The 15,990-nt window shown below is 65.2% G+C and carries 15 protein-coding genes and 1 tRNA gene; 8 read left to right on the forward strand and 8 right to left on the reverse strand.

Annotated features, from left to right (window positions below):
* Positions 1–15 precede the first annotated feature (15 nt).
* The 4 genes from thrC to argS are packed head-to-tail and all read right to left on the reverse strand — an operon-like array spanning position 16 to position 5,448.
* The gene (thrC, locus tag CH285_RS24000) at positions 16–1,083 is read right to left on the reverse strand and encodes a threonine synthase (RefSeq protein WP_027497914.1); all 1,068 of its coding nucleotides are present in this window, start codon (positions 1,081–1,083) and stop codon (positions 16–18) included.
* A complete protein-coding gene (locus CH285_RS24005; protein ID WP_032368776.1) occupies positions 1,080–2,381 on the reverse strand; it encodes a homoserine dehydrogenase in 1,302 nt (433 codons plus the stop codon). Before CH285_RS24005 ends, thrC begins: the two co-directional genes overlap by 4 nt.
* Positions 2,378–3,799 (reverse strand): diaminopimelate decarboxylase, encoded by a 1,422-nt coding sequence (gene lysA / locus CH285_RS24010; protein WP_027497916.1) that lies wholly within the window; start codon positions 3,797–3,799, stop codon positions 2,378–2,380. Before lysA ends, CH285_RS24005 begins: the two co-directional genes overlap by 4 nt.
* Positions 3,796–5,448: an arginine--tRNA ligase gene (gene argS / locus CH285_RS24015; RefSeq protein WP_032385058.1), complete on the reverse strand. Its 1,653-nt coding sequence runs from the start codon at positions 5,446–5,448 to the stop codon at positions 3,796–3,798. Before argS ends, lysA begins: the two co-directional genes overlap by 4 nt.
* Positions 5,449–5,680: 232 nt before the next feature.
* Between argS and CH285_RS24020 the strand changes: the two genes are divergently transcribed.
* The 8 genes from CH285_RS24020 to CH285_RS24055 all read left to right on the forward strand — a co-directional run bounded on the left by CH285_RS24020 (position 5,681) and on the right by CH285_RS24055 (position 12,000).
* Entirely contained in the window at positions 5,681–6,604 is a 924-nt protein-coding gene (locus tag CH285_RS24020) for a DUF3105 domain-containing protein (protein ID WP_027497918.1), read from the forward strand.
* Positions 6,604–7,320, forward strand: coding sequence for a DUF305 domain-containing protein (locus CH285_RS24025; protein WP_094643551.1), 717 nt, complete (start codon positions 6,604–6,606; stop codon positions 7,318–7,320). Before CH285_RS24020 ends, CH285_RS24025 begins: the two co-directional genes overlap by 1 nt.
* A 69-nt stretch (positions 7,321–7,389) precedes the next feature.
* Positions 7,390–7,462 (forward strand) — tRNA-Arg (locus CH285_RS24030).
* A 60-nt stretch (positions 7,463–7,522) separates the two neighbouring features.
* Positions 7,523–8,452, forward strand: coding sequence for a hypothetical protein (locus CH285_RS24035; protein ID WP_094643552.1), 930 nt, complete (start codon positions 7,523–7,525; stop codon positions 8,450–8,452).
* 14 nt (positions 8,453–8,466) lie between these two features.
* On the forward strand, positions 8,467–9,054 hold the full coding sequence (locus CH285_RS24040; protein WP_094643553.1) for a class I SAM-dependent DNA methyltransferase: 588 nt from the start codon (positions 8,467–8,469) through the stop codon (positions 9,052–9,054).
* Positions 9,055–9,160: 106 nt separating this feature from the next.
* Positions 9,161–10,504: a DUF2254 domain-containing protein gene (locus CH285_RS24045; RefSeq protein ID WP_141215044.1), complete on the forward strand. Its 1,344-nt coding sequence runs from the start codon at positions 9,161–9,163 to the stop codon at positions 10,502–10,504.
* A gap of 35 nt (positions 10,505–10,539) precedes the next feature.
* The gene (locus CH285_RS24050) at positions 10,540–11,073 is read left to right on the forward strand and encodes a MarR family winged helix-turn-helix transcriptional regulator (RefSeq protein ID WP_094643555.1); all 534 of its coding nucleotides are present in this window, start codon (positions 10,540–10,542) and stop codon (positions 11,071–11,073) included.
* Positions 11,074–11,175: 102 nt separating this feature from the next.
* The gene (locus tag CH285_RS24055) at positions 11,176–12,000 is read left to right on the forward strand and encodes a hypothetical protein (protein WP_094643556.1); all 825 of its coding nucleotides are present in this window, start codon (positions 11,176–11,178) and stop codon (positions 11,998–12,000) included.
* A 114-nt stretch (positions 12,001–12,114) separates the two neighbouring features.
* On the opposite strand, the gene CH285_RS24060 is transcribed toward CH285_RS24055, so the two are convergent.
* The 4 genes from CH285_RS24060 to CH285_RS24075 are packed head-to-tail and all read right to left on the reverse strand — an operon-like array spanning position 12,115 to position 15,987.
* Positions 12,115–12,891 (reverse strand): enoyl-CoA hydratase, encoded by a 777-nt coding sequence (locus CH285_RS24060; protein WP_027497924.1) that lies wholly within the window; start codon positions 12,889–12,891, stop codon positions 12,115–12,117.
* The gene (gene mmsB, locus CH285_RS24065; protein WP_032368782.1) at positions 12,888–13,796 is read right to left on the reverse strand and encodes a 3-hydroxyisobutyrate dehydrogenase; all 909 of its coding nucleotides are present in this window, start codon (positions 13,794–13,796) and stop codon (positions 12,888–12,890) included. The genes CH285_RS24060 and mmsB overlap by 4 nt, the downstream gene beginning before the upstream one ends.
* Positions 13,793–14,851, reverse strand: coding sequence for an enoyl-CoA hydratase/isomerase family protein (locus CH285_RS24070; protein WP_032368783.1), 1,059 nt, complete (start codon positions 14,849–14,851; stop codon positions 13,793–13,795). Before CH285_RS24070 ends, mmsB begins: the two co-directional genes overlap by 4 nt.
* Entirely contained in the window at positions 14,848–15,987 is a 1,140-nt protein-coding gene (locus CH285_RS24075) for an isobutyryl-CoA dehydrogenase (RefSeq protein WP_032368784.1), read from the reverse strand. Before CH285_RS24075 ends, CH285_RS24070 begins: the two co-directional genes overlap by 4 nt.
* Positions 15,988–15,990: the final 3 nt, after the last annotated feature.

The following is a 15,990-nucleotide window of genomic DNA, read 5'->3' on the forward strand; positions in this document are numbered from 1 at the left end:
GGAGATTCCGTCAACTCAGGCCAGCTCGAGCGCAGCCGCAACAGCGACGGGATCGACCGAAATCGGTTCCACGACAGGCATTCCCGACAGTGCGGTGTCGGGATCCTTGAGACCGTTACCGGTCACCGTGCAGACAACGGTCAGGCCCGGCTCCAGCCAGCCTTCCTTTCGAGCCGCCAACAGTCCGGCGACGCTGGCCGCGGAGGCCGGTTCGACGAACACGCCCTCGGTCTTCGCGATCAACCGGTACGCCTCGAGGATCTCCTCGTCGGTCGCGGCCCGGAATGCCCCGTTCGATTCTTCCTTGGCATTGACGGCACCGTTCCAGGATGCGGGTGAGCCGATCCGGATTGCGGTCGCGATCGTTTCCGGGTCCTTCACGGGCGCACCGTGAACCAGAGGAGCGGCACCCGCGGCCTGCACGCCGAGCATGCGCGGCTTGCGGGTGGTGAGGCCGTCGCGGAAGTACTCGGAGTACCCGCGCCAGTACGCGGTGATGTTGCCCGCGTTGCCGACCGGCAGAGCATGGATGTCGGGTGCATCGCCGAGGGCGTCGCAGATCTCGAACGCCGCGGTCTTCTGCCCTTCGATACGCACGGGGTTGACGGAGTTGACCAGACCGATCGTCGGGAACTCGGCCGTGGTCTTGCGCGCCAGTTCGAGGCAGTCGTCGAAGTTGCCCTGGACCTGAATGATCTTCGCGCCGTGCATGACTGCCTGAGCCAGCTTGCCCATCGCGATCTTGCCCTGCGGAACCAGTACGGCACAGGACATGCCGGCCTTGGCCGCGTAGGCCGCAGCGGACGCCGAGGTGTTGCCGGTGGACGCGCACAGCACTGCTTCTTGCCCACGGGCGAGCGCGTCGGTGACGGCCATGGTCATGCCGCGGTCCTTGAACGAGCCGGTGGGGTTGAGTCCCTCGACCTTCAGGTGCACTGTGCAGCCGGTCAATTCGGACAGGTGCCCGGCGGGCAGCAGCGGGGTGCCGCCCTCGCGCAGGGTGACGGTCTTCCAGTCGGGACCGATCGCCAGACGCGAGCGGTACGCCTCGATCAGACCGGGCCAGGGGGTGTGGACGCTCATACTGTGGTGCCTTCCAATCTGAGAACGCTGGCGACGTGGACGACCACGTCCAACTGCTCGAGGGATGCAACGGTGTCGGACAGTGCGGAATCGGCCGCGAGGTGAGTGACCACGACGAGCCTGGCCCCGTCACCCGCGCCGTGCTGGCGCACGGTGGAGATGCTGACGTCGCGCTTGGAGAATTCGGCGGCCACGGTAGCGAGAACGCCGGGCTTGTCGGCCACCTGCATGCTGACGTAGTACCGGGTGAGGATGTCACCCATCGGGGCCACCTTGAGCTTGGCGTACTTGGACTCGAGTGGGCCGCGGCCTCCGTAGAACTTGTTGCGCGCGGCCATCACCAGGTCGCCGAGCACGGCGGATGCCGTCGGCGCGCCGCCCGCACCCTGGCCGTAGAACATCAACCGGCCTGCGGCCTCGGCCTCGACGACGACGGCGTTGAACGCGCCGTTCACCGATGCCAACGGGTGATCGAGCGGAACGAGTGCCGGGTAGACCCGGGCCGAGATGCGCTCCTTGCCCTTGGGCGTGGTGATGCGCTCGCAGATGGCCAGCAACTTGATGGTGCAGTCGAGAGACTTGGCGGTCTCGAGGTCGTCTGCAGTGATCTTGCTGATGCCCTCGCGGTAGACGTCGCCGGCCGTGACCCGAGTGTGGAACGCGATCGAGGCGAGGATGGCCGCCTTGGACGCGGCGTCGTAGCCCTCGACATCGGCGGTCGGATCGGCCTCGGCGTATCCCAGTCGCCCTGCCTCGGCGAGGGTTTCGGCGTAGTCCGCACCGGTCTCGTCCATGGCCGACAGGATGAAGTTGGTGGTGCCGTTGACGATGCCCGCGACCTTGTTGACGCGGTCGCCCGCCAACGACTGCATCAACGGCCGCACCACCGGAATGGCTCCGGCGACAGCTGCCTCGAAATACAGATCGGCGCGCGACTTCTCGGCCGCGTCGGCCAACTCTCCGGTGTATTCGGCGAGCAGGGCCTTGTTCGCAGTGATGACGGACTTGCCGTTCTCGAGCGCCGACAACACCAGCTTGCGTGGGATGTCGATACCGCCGAGCACCTCGACGACGATGTCGACGTCGTCGCGACCGACCAATTCGGCCGGGTCGTCGGTGAGCAGTTCGGCCGGTACTCCGCGATCTCCGTCGATCCGACGTACCGCGATTCCCCGAATCTCCAGTGGCGCACCGATTCTGGCCTCGAAGTCCGCTGCATTCTCGGTGAGGATCCGGACGACCTCGCTACCGACGTTTCCGAGTCCGAGTACGGCGACGCCTATCGGCTTCGATGTCATGGCTGAACCTCCAAGCTGAGCAAATCTTCGATGGTTTCCCGCCGCAGGATCAGGCGCGAACGCCCGTCCTTGACCGCGACCACAGCGGGCCGCGTCAGCAGGTTGTAGCGGCTGGACATGGAGTAGCAGTAAGCACCGGTGGCTGCGACGGCGAGCAGATCACCGGGCCCGACGTCGGCCGGCATCCACGTGTTTTTGATGACGATATCGCCGCTCTCACAGTGCTTTCCGACCACGCGAGCCATCACGGCGTCGGCGTCGCTGGTACGCGAGACCAAGCGGCAGTCGTACTCGGCCTGATACAGCGACGTACGAATGTTGTCGCTCATACCGCCGTCGACACTGATGTACCGCCTGCGGGTGGCGTTGTCGACGGTGACGTCCTTGACGGTGCCCACCTCGTAGAGCGTCACGGTGCCCGGACCGGCGATGGCCCGACCCGGCTCGACGGCAATGGTCGGAACCGGCAAACCGGCCGCGGCCGACTCCGTCTCGACGATGCTCGCCAGCTTGGCCGCCAATTGGTCGACGGGCGGCGGATCGTCACTCGGTACGTACGAAATACCCATGCCGCCACCGAGATCGAGCGTCGAGATCTGCGAGGTCTTGTCCACGCCGAACTCGGCGACGATGTCGCGCAGCAGCCCGATGACCTTGTGCGCAGCCAGCTCGAAACCGTCGACCTCGAAGATCTGCGAGCCGATGTGACTGTGCAGCCCCACGAGACGAAGGTTGTCTGCGGCGAACACCCGACGGACGGCTTCGATCGCCGAGCCGTCGGCGAGCGAGAAGCCGAACTTCTGATCCTCGTGAGCGGTCGCGATGAACTCGTGCGTGTGTGCCTCGACGCCGACGGTGATACGAATCAGCACGTCCTGCACCACACCGGCCGAACCGGCCACGGCGTCGAGACGGTCGATCTCGATATTGGAGTCGAGTACGACGTGCTCGACTCCGGCACTCACTCCGGCCTCGAGCTCGGCCACGGATTTGTTGTTGCCGTGCATCGCAATTCGATCCGCCGGGAATCCGGCAGCAAGGGCGATGGCCAGCTCACCGCCCGAGCAGATGTCGAGCGAGAGACCCTCGTCGGCCACCCAACGAGCGATCTCTCCACACAGAAATGCCTTGGAGGCGTAGTGAACTCGTTCGGGTGCTCCGAACGCAGCGGCCATCTCGCGGCAGCGTGCGCGGAAGTCGTCCTCGTCCACGACGAACAGTGGGGTGCCGTACTGCGCCGCGAGGTCGGTGACCGACACCCCAGCGAGCCGAACCGTGCCGTCGTCGCCGCGTGCCGCGTTGCGTGGCCACACCTGTTCGGGAAGCGTCGTCATGTCCGACGCGGCGCTCGGACGCTCGGACATCGACTGCTTGGCTGGGGCATCGGCGTGCTTGGGCCCTGCCGGATGTGCGCTCACATGCGCTCCGGTGCGCTGACACCGAGCAGTTCGAGGCCGTTGGCCAGAACCTGCCGGGTTGCGTTGCCCAATGCCAGTCGTGCGGTGTTCACAGGTCCGGGCTCCTCGTCTCCTTGGGGAAGTACTCGACACGCGCCGTAGAACCGGTGGTAGGCCCCCGCCAGTTCTTCGAGGTAGCGGGCGATCCGGTGTGGTTCGCGTAGTTCGGCGGCACTGGCCACCACCCGCGGGTACTCGCCGATCGTCCTGATCAACTCGCCCTCCTGCTCGTGCGTCAGCAGGCTCAGATCGGGATCGTCGCCCGAGATCCCCAGTTCGGCGGCATTGCGCGCGAGCGATGCCAACCGGGCGTGGGCGTACTGGACGTAGTACACCGGGTTCTCGTTGCTGGCACTGGCCCACAGGGCGAGGTCGATGTCGATGCTCGAGTCGACGGACGACCGGACCATGACGTAGCGCGACGCGTCGACGCCGATGGCTTCGACCAGATCGTCGAGCGTGATGACGGTGCCTGCCCGCTTGCTCATCTTCACCGCGACGCCGTCTCGAACGAGGTTGACCATCTGCCCGATCAGAACCTCGACGGTCTCGGGGTCGTCGCCGAATGCAGCGGCGGCGGCCTTGAGTCGACCGATGTAACCGTGGTGGTCTGCTCCGAGCATGTAGATGCACAGGTCGAAACCGCGCTGCCGCTTGTTCTGGAAGTACGCGATGTCGCCTGCAATGTAGGCAGCATTACCGTCGCTCTTGATGACGACGCGATCCTTGTCGTCGCCGTACTCGGTGGACCGAAGCCACCACGCACCGTCTTCCTCGTACAGGCTCCCCGAGCCCTTGAGGTAGTCGACCGACTTCTCGACGGCACCGGACTCGAAGAGTGAGTTCTCATGGAAGTAGACGTCGAAATCGACACCGAATTCGTGCAGGTTCGCCTTGATGCGGTCGAACATCAGCTGGGTACCGATCGACCGGAAGGTCTCGTCCTGCGCCTCGGGTGCCAGCGCCAGCGCTTCGGGCTCCTTCGCCAGCACCTGCTGTGCGATCTCGGCGATGTACTCGCCCGCATAGCCGTTCTCCGGTGCCGGCTCTCCCTTGGCCGCGGCGATGAGCGACCGGCTGAAGCGATCGATCTGAGCGCCGTGATCGTTGAAGTAGTACTCGCGAGTGACCTCGGCTCCGTGCGCGGTCAGGATGCGTCCGAGGGCATCACCGACGGCAGCCCATCGGGTTCCACCGAGGTGCACCGGTCCGGTGGGGTTGGCCGAGACGAACTCGAGGTTGACCTTCTTGCCTGCCATCGAGGATCCGTTGCCGAACTCGGCACCGGCGGCCAGCACGCGGGCAACGATCTCGCCCTGCGCTGCGGCAGCCAGCCTGATGTTCAGAAAGCCGGGGCCTGCGACGTCTGCACTGGCGATCGCGGCGTCGGCCGCGAGCGCCTCGGCGAGCCAGCCGGCGAAATCACGGGGATTGGCTCCGGCCTTCTTCGCCACCTGCAGCGCCACGTTGGTGGCGTAGTCACCGTGCTCGGGATTGCGGGGACGCTCGACCGTGAGCTTCGCAGGGAGAACGGATGCGTCCAGGCCGCGGTCGGCAAGCACCTTGGCGGCGGTCGCGTGAAGCAATTCGGCAAGATCGGCGGGAGTCACAGGTAGCCATCCTATTGGCTGGTGTGCGGCATACTCGCATCCACTGCCCGTCCGAGCGCGGGGCCACCTGGCCGATGCGGTCCACACGGGCTCTGAGCACGCTCTCAGACAGAGAACGTACAGTAGGGGCGCTCTGCGCGGACGACCGTCGAGCACGGCCGTCACCAGCAGATACGTACCACCAGCGCTACCGACCACCCACTTTTCCTCGACTGAGAGAGCAACCACAGCGATGCCAACGGGTCCCGACAAAGGCAGTCAGAACAAGTCGGCTGCGAAGGCAGACAAAGCCATCAGTGCAGCCAACAAGAAGTCAGCTCGCAAGAAGCAGGGCGGCGTCCCCGCCGCCAAGGGCAGACAGATTCCCTGGCTGACGGTTGCCGGTGTCGTTGTGGTCGTCGGACTCGTCGTGGGCCTCGGGGTCAACCTCTACCCCAAGTACCAGGACCGCGCCGAGGCACAGAAATTCGCGCCCAGCGAGAGCAATCAGGATCCGTCGACGGGAATCGACGGCGTCACCATCAAGGAATACCCGGCAGCCCTGCACGTCGGGCGCGCGCAACGCGTCGCCTACGACCAGACGCCGCCGTTCGGCGGACCGCACGATGCGGTGTGGGCCACTTGCACCGGCATCGTCTACCCCGAGGCCATCCGCACCGAGAACGCCGTGCACTCCCTCGAACACGGAGCGGTCTGGGTGACGTACAACCCCGACGACCTGAACGAAGACCAGATTCAGTCCCTCGCCGACCGCGTCGACGGGGAAACGCAGATGATGATGTCGCCGTACCCGGGCCTCGACACTCCCGTCTCGCTGCAGTCCTGGGGTCACCAGCTCAAGCTCGACAGCGTCGACGACGAGCGCATCGGTCAATTCATCTCGGCTCTGCGCCTCAATCGATTCGCCTACCCGGAGGTCGGTGCCAGCTGCGCATCCGTGCCCGGAGTCGGTGACAACGCGTTCGATCCCGACAACCCGCCGCTGTTCGACGCTTCGGCCCCGGGTGCGGACGCCGTTCCGATGGACGGCGCAGGCATCACTCCCGACGCCAGCGAGACCAGCGGCGCAGGCGGAATGCCGAGCGGCCTGCCCGGCGGAGCACAGTTGCCCGGCGGAGCACAGCTGCCCAGCGATCTCCAGGTGCCCGCGAGCTGATGACCGAATCGACAGTCGACTCGGTCGACGGCGTCCCCGAGACCAAGCGGAGCCAGCGCACTGCGCTGGTCGCTTTGGCCGTGATCGCCGTACTGGCGATCGGATTCGCGCTGGGCTTCCTGGCGCAGAATCCGTTCCGCAACGGTGACAACTCCCCCGCAGCAGATTCTGTCGACGTCGGATTTGCCCAGGACATGACGGTGCACCACAACCAGGCCATCGAAATGGCCGCGGTCGCGTTGACCAACGCGCCCGATCAGGCCGTCAAGAGCCTGGCGTTCGACATGCTCACCTCGCAACAGAATCAGGTGGGCCAGATGCAGGGCTGGCTCGCGTTGTGGGACCGCGCGCCGATATCGACCGACGGCTACATGACCTGGATGACGGCCGACGACTCTCACGGCCATTCGATGAGCGGCATGTCGATGGAACCGGGATCCTCCGATCCCACCAGGGCCATGCCCGGCATGGCCAGCTCCACGGAGCTCGCCGCACTACGCCAAGCCACCGGAACCGACGTCGACGTCATGTTCTTGCAGCTGATGCTGCGTCACCACGAGGGCGGCCTGGCGATGATGGAATACGCCCAGACACACGCGCAGTCTCCTGCGGTGATCAACCTGGCGAAGTCCATGGTGGCAACGCAGACGAGTGAGTCGACTCTGATGAAGCAGATGCTCGCGGCGAAGGGTGCGCAGCCGCTGCCCGAGGGGTGATTTCGACTCGCGTCGCACATGCGCTAGTCTTTCGTACAGCCCAACAGGCACGCTGGCTGAAGCCGGTGCGCCCCCGTAGCTCAGGGGATAGAGCGTTCGCCTCCGGAGCGAAAGGCCGCAGGTTCGAATCCTGCCGGGGGCACACATCTTTCACGCATGTCACTTCCCCGAGGTGACTGCTCGAACGAGACGGACTGTTCACATGTCCGAGGATCTCCCCGATATCGACACCGTCATCGACGAGCTGTATTCACTGCCACCCGCCGACTTCGTGTCGCACCGATCGGCGTATGTGACCCGGTTCAAGAAGGCCGGAGACAAGTCCGGTGCCACGCGTATCGGCGGACTCCGTAAACCCACTGTCGTGGCCTGGTTGGTGAACACACTCGCTCGTCAGGACGAATCCGCGGTCGCCGAGTTGTTCGACCTCGGTGCCGAACTCGAACGGGCTCAGCAACGCGGCGACGGTCATCGACTGCGTGAGTTGTCCACCGCTCGAAGCGCTTCGATACGCGCGCTCACCGATCGAGCCGTGGCATTGGGTCTCGAACGTGGCGTGACCGTCGGCGACAACGCGGCGCGCGAGATTTCCAACACCCTCAATGCCGCAATGGCAGATCCGGAGATCCGCGACCGGGTTCGTGCGGGCCGAACGGTGGTGGCCGAAACATACAGCGGCTTCGGCCCCGCGCTGCTCTCGCTGGTTCCTGACACGGTCGACGATGCCGATGCCGATGCCGAGACGGAAGCCGAACCGGACGGTACCGATGACGCGCCCGAGTCCGCTGCAGAGCCGGATGCCGAAGACACCTCCGAAGCCCAGCGGCTGCGCCAGGCCGAACACGATCGGCTGGTCGCCGAACTCGACTCTGCCGAAACCGCATTCGATGCCGCACGTGATGCGGCCGACGCTGCCGACCAGGGCACGGAGCGCGCTGCGTCCGAACGACGCAGCGCGACAGCAGAAGTCGAGAGACTCGAAGCCGAGCTGGAGGCCGCGAGAGCCACAGCGAAGGCAGCGCGGGCCGCGGAGAGAAAAAGCGTCGAACAGGCAGAGTCGACGGCGGAGGCGCTCGAGGCGGCCCGGGCACGCGTGGTCGAAGCCCGGTCGGCCCTCGACGAACCGAGCTGACCTACCCTGGCGGTATGACCACGCGCTGGCAAGCCGAGAACTCCGCCGACGACTCCGCCCGGTACATCGAGCGATTCGATCGTCTGGCCGAACGCGGCGTGGATCTGCACGGTGAGGCACGCATGGTCGACGCGGTGGTCTCCCCCGCGTCGGACATTCTCGACGCCGGCTGCGGTACGGGCAGACTCGGTGCCGAACTGGCGCGACGTGGCCACCACGTCACCGCCGTGGATCTCGATCCGATTCTGGTCGAGAAGGCGCGTAGTCACCCCGAACTCGACGTGCATCTCGCGGATCTGACCACGCTCGAGTTGAATCGCACGTTCGACGCGGTTGTCGCGGCCGGCAACGTGTTGGTTTTTCTGAAGCCCGGCACCGAACGTGCTGCGCTGGAAAGTATCTGGGCACATCTGAACGACGGCGGAGTGTTCGTCACCGGCTTCGCCACCGACCGGGCATACACGGCCGACGAACTCCACGAGGATCTCACTGCCGTCGGATTTTTCGTCGAACATCGGTTCTCCACCTGGGACCTGCGGCCCTGGCGCGCCGACGCGGACTGGGCCGTCACCGTGGCACGAAAGCCTGCTCTGCTCGCTTGAGACGAAACGAGACCGGCCTGTGTCGGCCGGCCTCGATCGAACAGAGCGAGCGGCGGGATTCGACGTGCGGGTGTCGATTCGTTCCTGGGCGGGAAGACTGTCGCTCATGAAGGAACACATAGCGCGGTTGCGGGAGTCGTTCTGGTTCATTCCCGCCGTCCTCGGAGTTCTCGCACTCCTACTGGCGCAGGCGCTCGTCAGCCTCGATCGCTACCTACTCGACACCCGCGTGGACCTGACGGGTTCGTTGCTCTATCACGTCGGGGCGAGTGGCAGCCGGGACATCCTCGGGGCGATCGGTGGCTCGATGCTGGGGGTGGCTGCGACCTCGTTCTCCATCACCATCTCCGTCCTCGCCACGGCCAGCTCCTCGTACGGCCCCCGTCTGGTGCGAAACTTCATGGCGGACCGCGGGAATCAGGTGGTTCTGGGTATCTTCGGGGCGACGTTCCTGTACTCGCTGATGGTGCTGCGGTCGATTCGTTCGATCGAATCCGATGGTTCGGTGTTCGTCCCGGACATCGCCGTCAACGTGGCCGTCGCGCTCGCCGTCGTCGACGTGGGCGTGCTCGTCTACTTCATCCACCACATCGCGCAGTCGATTCAGGTGGCCACCCTGTCCGCGAGAGTCCGCGACGAGTTGTCGGAATCCGTCGACTCTCTCTACCCGACCGATCTTCCCGACGACGCCGCATCGATCGACGGCATCTCGAAACCACCTGTCTACGTGACAGTCCTGGCCGAGACATCCGGGGTGATCATCGACATCGACGAGGACGCACTGCTGGGCATCGCGACCGACAACGGCACGCTGATCGAGATTCATCGCGTACCGGGCGAGCACATCGTCTCCGGCGAACCGCTCGTCGACATTCTCGCCGACCGCTCGGCCGACATCTCCGACGCATCGTTCGACCGAGTCCGCTCTTCTTTCGACATCGGTACCAGCAGGACGCCGCGCCACGACATCGCGTTCGCCGTCGAGCAGATGACGGAAATGGCGGTCCGGGCGCTGTCCACCGGGGTCAATGATCCCTACACGGCGCGTAACGCCATCGACGATCTTTCCGTCGGACTCGTTGCCCTGGTCCAACGGCCGGCCCCGTCACGCGGACGGCGCGGAACCGACGGAGAGGTGCGCTTGATAGTCCGGCGGGTGACCGTCTCGACCTTGATCGACCATGCGCTCGATGCAGTGCGCATCTACGGAACCGGCAGTCCGATGGTGGTGCAGGCCGGAATCCGTCTCGCCGAGAGGGTCGGCCGCGCGGCGCGCTCCACCGACGATGTCGACGCCGTGCTGGCGCAATTGAGCCTGTTGGACGCCGCCCTGACCGTCGACGAGACCGACAGCGCGCGCACAGCCGATGCCCGCGAGCAGATTTCGCGGACTCGAGCAGCGATCACCGATCGGATACCACTCGCGGTACTTCGCACCGTCATTCGGTAGACGCTCGAACCGGGCACCGTGGGAGGATGGTGTGTATGCCAGCACCGTCGCCGCTTCCCCTCGACCCCATTGCAGAGGCCCACCGTCAGTGGACCAAGCACGGGTGGTCCGATGCCGCCGACGGTATGGCCGCGGTCACCTCGCTGATGCGCGCGCAGCAGATCATGCTGGCCCGGGTCGAGGAAGCGCTCAAGCCGACGGGACTGACGTTTTCGCGCTACGAGTTGCTGACGTTGTTGACGTTCACCAAGAACGGCGCGCTACCGATGGCGAAGGCCAGCGCCCGACTGCAAGTGCACCCCACCAGTGTGACCAACGCGGTGGACCGCCTCGAATCGGTCGGCTACGTGCGCCGCATTCCCCATCCCAGCGATCGACGGACCACCCTGGTCGAAATCACCGAGCAGGGGCGCACGTTAGCGGTCGAAGCCACCGAGCGCCTGAACACCCAGGTGTTCGCCAAGCCCGGGCTCGCGCGCGACAAGCTGATGGCGCTGGTGCGCATCCTCGCGGAACTGCGTTCGGATGCAGGCGATTTCGACAGTGATGACATCACCACATCGTTCTGAGTTCGATGGTGACTCGTCACAAGACAATGGCACAGCCGTACCGTTCGTGGTCCAATTGCTCCGGGAACAGGTCGGAGTCGGTCTGCTGAAGGGCGGGGCGGGGTGCTGGTGTTGGGGGTCGGAGCGGGTGCGCACGGTGCACGCGCAATTCTGACGTATCTGGACAGCCCCCATCGCACACCCATCGTGTCGCGGACGGTGCGCCGCGCTCCCGGGCAGTCGCTGGCCACCACGATCGCCACCGGCGTCGACGCCATCCATGCCATCGCCGCGATGATGTCGCTCCCGGTCCAGTTCTCCGCCATTGCCTACCGGGTGGCCACCGATCCCGGCACGGTCGCCACCCGAGGTACCGCTCGCACTGCCTCACTCGTTCCGGAAACCGCTGCGCAAGTGAGGTTTCTACGATTCATCGGGCTGGTCCCCAATCACGGCGTCACCGTGCTGTGCGACATCGGTAGTACCGGGACCACGGTCACCGTCATCGATCTCGCGTCCACACGCACGCTCATGACGCGGCGCACTGCCACGTTCTGCGGCGACGATCTCGATCACTCGGTGCGCCGGCTGCTCTCGTCCAACGGCGTTCGCGTCGGAATCGACGCCAGCCGGTCCATCAAGGAGCAACTGAGCATCGATTCCGTCGTCAGCACCACGGACCCAGCCGGCACTGCACGGCATGTGCTGACACGGCGCGACTTCGACGATCTGATCGCGGGACCCGTCCGTTACGCAGGCATGCTGGTGGAGCAGACCATCGAATTGTCAGGTGCCAGGCCGCAGTCCATCGTCGTGGTCGGCGGCGGCGCGAACATCACCTCGATAGCGCGGTCTCTCGAACTACGGACCGGCCTGACTACCCTGGTGCCGACGATGCCCGAGCTGGTCTCGGCCCGCGGGGCCGCCCTCCTGTCCCCCGACAGGTAGGACGGCCCCGGGAGTGGAGCCCGCGGAACGACCCGAAAGCACGCGTGGAGCCCGCGGAACGACCGGTCGGGGTTGGAGTGGAGCCCGCGGAACGACCCGAAAGAGCGGCCAGCTTTACCGGTGCTGAAAGTTGGGCGTGCGCTTCTCGATGAAAGCCGACATGCCTTCCTTCTGATCCTCCGTGGCGAACGTCGAATGAAACACGCGGCGCTCGAACAGAACTCCCTCACGAAGGCTCGACTCGAACGATCGGTTCACTGCTTCCTTCGCCATCATGGCAACCGGTAGCGACATCTCGGCGATCGTGGTCGCGGTTGCGATGGCGTCGTCGAGGAGATCCGCGACCGGCACGATGCGCGAGACCAATCCTGCTCGCTCGGCTTCCTCGACCTTCATGTTCCGGCCGGTCAGGCACATCTCCATGGCCTTGGCCTTGCCCACCGCACGCGTCAGGCGCTGCGAGCCACCGATTCCCGGAATGACGCCGAGCTTGATCTCGGGTTGTCCGAATACCGCGGTGTCCGAGGCGATCAGAACGTCGCACAGCATCGCGAGTTCGCAGCCGCCACCGAGTGCATAACCGGAGACCGCGGCGATGAGGGGCGTCCGCGCCGCGGCCAGTCGATCCCACGCCGCGAAGAAGTCGTCGAGGTACACGTCCATGTAGGACTTGGGCTGCATTTCCTTGATGTCGGCCCCGGCCGCGAAGGCCCGTTCGGATCCGGTGATCAGAATGGCACCGATCTCGGAATCTGCATCGAGTTCCTCGACCACCGACACGACCTCACGCATCAACTGAGAGTTCAGCGCGTTCAATGCTTTCGGACGGTTCAGCGTGATGATGCCGACGCGTCCCCGGCGTTCGAGCAGGATGGTTTCGTAGTCGGTCACTGAGCAGCTCCGTTCGAGCGTTCGCGGATGTCGTTGATGATGCCGGAGAAGTCCACGTCGGTTCCGCCGCCGGACGTTTCCTTGAACCGAGCGTAGAGCTCGGCTGCCCGAAGTCCGAGTACTCCCTCGACCCCGTTGTCGCGCAGTGCATTCGCAGCCAGACCCAGATCCTTGTCCATGAGGGCCGCCGCGAATCCGGGCCTGTACTCGTTGTTCGCCGGGCTCGTCGGAACCGGACCGGGCACCGGGCAATTGGTCGTCAACGCCCAGCATTGGCCGGACGCAGTCGATGCCACGTCGAAGAGCGCCTGATTGCTCAAGCCGAGCTTCTCGCCCAACACGAAGGCCTCGCTGATGGCGATCATCGATACGCCGAGAATCATGTTGTTGCAGATCTTGGCGGCCTGACCGTTGCCCGCCGGTCCACAGTGCACGACCTTGCGGCCCATGACATCGAGAACGGCAGCGGCGGAGGCGAAATCGTCCTCCGAACCACCGACCATGAACGTGAGCGTGCCTGCGGCCGCTCCCCCGACACCGCCCGAGACCGGAGCGTCGAGGCTACGGTGTCCGGCCTCGTGCACCAGCCGGTGCGCGGCATGCGCGTCGGCGACGTCGATGGTCGACGAATCGATGAACAACGTCCCCGGTGCCGCGGCCGGAAGCAGGTCCCCGTACAGCCCGAGTACCAGTTTTCCGTTCGGCAACATCGTGATCACGATGTCTGCTCCGGCGACGGCCGCAACCGCGGACTCCACCACTGTGACGCCGTCCTTCGTGGCCTGCTCCAGCGCCGCGGGAACAAGATCGAAGCCCTGCACCGTGTACCCGGCCGCAGCCAGGTTGGCGGCCATCGGTCCACCCATGTGCCCGAGGCCGATGAATCCGATCGTCTTCTCGCTCATGACTGCTCACCTTCTGTAAGTGCTTTCGACAGACCGAGTTCGGCGTCGCCCAGGGGCGCGAAGTATCGTTCGACGTCCTCGGCAGTGACATCCGCCGACGTGGCCGGCTGCCACTGGGGATTGCGATCCTTGTCGACGACCTGCGCCCGAATTCCCTCGACCAGATCGTGACTGCTCAGCGAGGCGACCGACACGCGGTACTCCTCGTCGAGCACGGCCTCGAGGTAGGGCAGCGTCGCCGCCCGTCGCAGCGACCGCAGCGTCACCGCAAGAGACACCGGCGATTTGGACGCGATGTCCTTCGCCGCCTGCTGCGCCTCCGGCACCGGCGATGCAGCCAGAGCGTCGACGATGCCCTGAATGTCGTCACCGGCGTAGCACTCGTCGATCCATTCCTGCTGAGCCGCGACGGCGGATTCCGGAGCCGACTCGCTGAACGTGTCGACGGCCTCCCCGACGCTGACCGTCTCGAGGGCGGTGTAGAAGTCCTCGAGCTTGTCCGACGGAATGTAGTGATCGGCGAATCCGACCGCGATGGCGTCGGCCGCATTCATCCGCGCCGTGGTGAGCGCGAAGTGGGTACCGGTTTCGCCGGGCGCACGCGAAAGAAGGTAGGTGCCACCGACATCGGGAATGAATCCGATGCCGACCTCGGGCATCGCGATCTTCGAACGTTCGGTCACGATGCGGGTGTTCGCGTGGGCCGAGAGCCCGACGCCACCGCCCATGACGATGCCGTCCATGATCGCGACGAAGGGCTTGGGAAAGCGGGCGATCGCGGCGTTGAGCACGTACTCCTCGCGCCAGAAGTCCTTGCTCCCGCTACCGCCGTCCTTGGCGTCGTGGTAGATCGAGACTATGTCGCCGCCCGCGCACAATCCTCGCTCGCCGGCTCCGGTCAACAGGACGACGTCAACGCTGTCGTCGGTTGCCCACTGCGTCAACGCCGGAGCTATCTGCTGCACCATCGCATGCGAGAGTGCGTTGATGGCTTTGGGGCGGTTCAGAGTGATGCGACCGATCCCGCCCGAAACCTCCAGTAGGACATCGCTCATGCTGCACCCACGATGGAGCGAGCTACGACCACGCGCATGATCTCGTTGGTACCTTCCAGAATCTGGTGGACCCGAAGGTCGCGAACGATTTTCTCGACACCGTACTCGGCGAGATAACCGTATCCGCCGAGCAACTGCAGCGCCCCGTTGGCGACCTCGAAGCCGGTATCGGTACCGAAACGTTTGGCCATCGCACACATCTCGACCTTGTCGGCTGCATTGTTCTGCAACCCGTCCGCTGCTCGCCACAGCAGAGTTCGCGCAGCTTCGAGCTCGGTCTTGAAATCCGCCAGTCGAAACTGCAGGGCCTGCGAGTCGAGCAACCTGGCACCGAATGCGTTGCGGTCGGCGAGGTAGGACACGGCCTTGTCGAGAGCGGATTGTGCGCCGCCGATCGAGCACGCGGCGATGTTGATGCGTCCGCCGTTGAGCCCGTTCATCGCGATCCGAAATCCGTCGCCCTCGCCGCCGAGCAGGTTGGCAGCCGGAACGCGGGCACCTTCGAAGATCACCTGGCGGGTGGGTTGAGCGTTCCATCCCATCTTCTTCTCGTTCGCTCCGAACGACAGTCCCGCGGTGTCCTTCGGCACGATGAACGCCGAGATGCCGCGGGGACCCGGCGCTCCGGTGCGGGCCATGACGACGTACACCTCGGAAGTGCCTGCGCCGGAGATGAACTGCTTGACGCCGTCCAGCACGTACTCGTCACCGTCGCGGACGGCCTTGGTACCGAGCTTTGCCGCATCGGATCCAGCGCCGGGTTCGGTGAGGCAGTAGCTACCGAGCTGGTCCATCGAGCACAGCCCTGGCAGCCAGCGCTGCCGTTGCTCGTCGTCGCCGTACGTGTCGATCATCCAGGCGACCATGTTGTGGATCGAGATGTAGGCCGCGATGGACGGGTCACCGGTGGCGAGTTGCTCGAAGATGCGCACCGAGTCGACGCGGGTCAGGCCCGATCCGCCCACGTCTTCACGAATGTAGATGCCGCCCATCCCGAGAGCAGCAGCCTTGCGCAGCACGTCCACCGGAAAGTGCTTCTGCTGATCCCATTCGACGGCGTTCGGTGCGAGGAACTCGTCCGCGAAATCACGAGCAGTGTCGTTGATGGCACGCTCGTCCTCGTTCAACGTGAACATCGT

The organism is Rhodococcus sp. 05-2256-B1 (genome assembly GCF_002258465.1).
Classification (GTDB): domain Bacteria; phylum Actinomycetota; class Actinomycetes; order Mycobacteriales; family Mycobacteriaceae; genus Rhodococcoides; species Rhodococcoides fascians.

What these genes read in the sequence shown, in the direction of transcription:
- thrC (WP_027497914.1), bottom strand. Translation starts at nt 1,083, where the DNA reads ATGAGCGTCCACACCCCCTGGCCCGGTCTGATCGAGGCGTACCGCTCG.
- CH285_RS24005 (WP_032368776.1), bottom strand. Translation starts at nt 2,381, where the DNA reads ATGACATCGAAGCCGATAGGCGTCGCCGTACTCGGACTCGGAAACGTC.
- CH285_RS24020 (WP_027497918.1), top strand. Translation starts at nt 5,681, where the DNA reads ATGCCAACGGGTCCCGACAAAGGCAGTCAGAACAAGTCGGCTGCGAAG.
- CH285_RS24025 (WP_094643551.1), top strand. Translation starts at nt 6,604, where the DNA reads ATGACCGAATCGACAGTCGACTCGGTCGACGGCGTCCCCGAGACCAAG.
- CH285_RS24035 (WP_094643552.1), top strand. Translation starts at nt 7,523, where the DNA reads ATGTCCGAGGATCTCCCCGATATCGACACCGTCATCGACGAGCTGTAT.
- CH285_RS24040 (WP_094643553.1), top strand. Translation starts at nt 8,467, where the DNA reads ATGACCACGCGCTGGCAAGCCGAGAACTCCGCCGACGACTCCGCCCGG.
- CH285_RS24045 (WP_141215044.1), top strand. Translation starts at nt 9,161, where the DNA reads ATGAAGGAACACATAGCGCGGTTGCGGGAGTCGTTCTGGTTCATTCCC.
- CH285_RS24050 (WP_094643555.1), top strand. Translation starts at nt 10,540, where the DNA reads ATGCCAGCACCGTCGCCGCTTCCCCTCGACCCCATTGCAGAGGCCCAC.
- mmsB (WP_032368782.1), bottom strand. Translation starts at nt 13,796, where the DNA reads ATGAGCGAGAAGACGATCGGATTCATCGGCCTCGGGCACATGGGTGGA.
- CH285_RS24070 (WP_032368783.1), bottom strand. Translation starts at nt 14,851, where the DNA reads ATGAGCGATGTCCTACTGGAGGTTTCGGGCGGGATCGGTCGCATCACT.
- CH285_RS24075 (WP_032368784.1), bottom strand. Translation starts at nt 15,987, where the DNA reads ATGTTCACGTTGAACGAGGACGAGCGTGCCATCAACGACACTGCTCGT.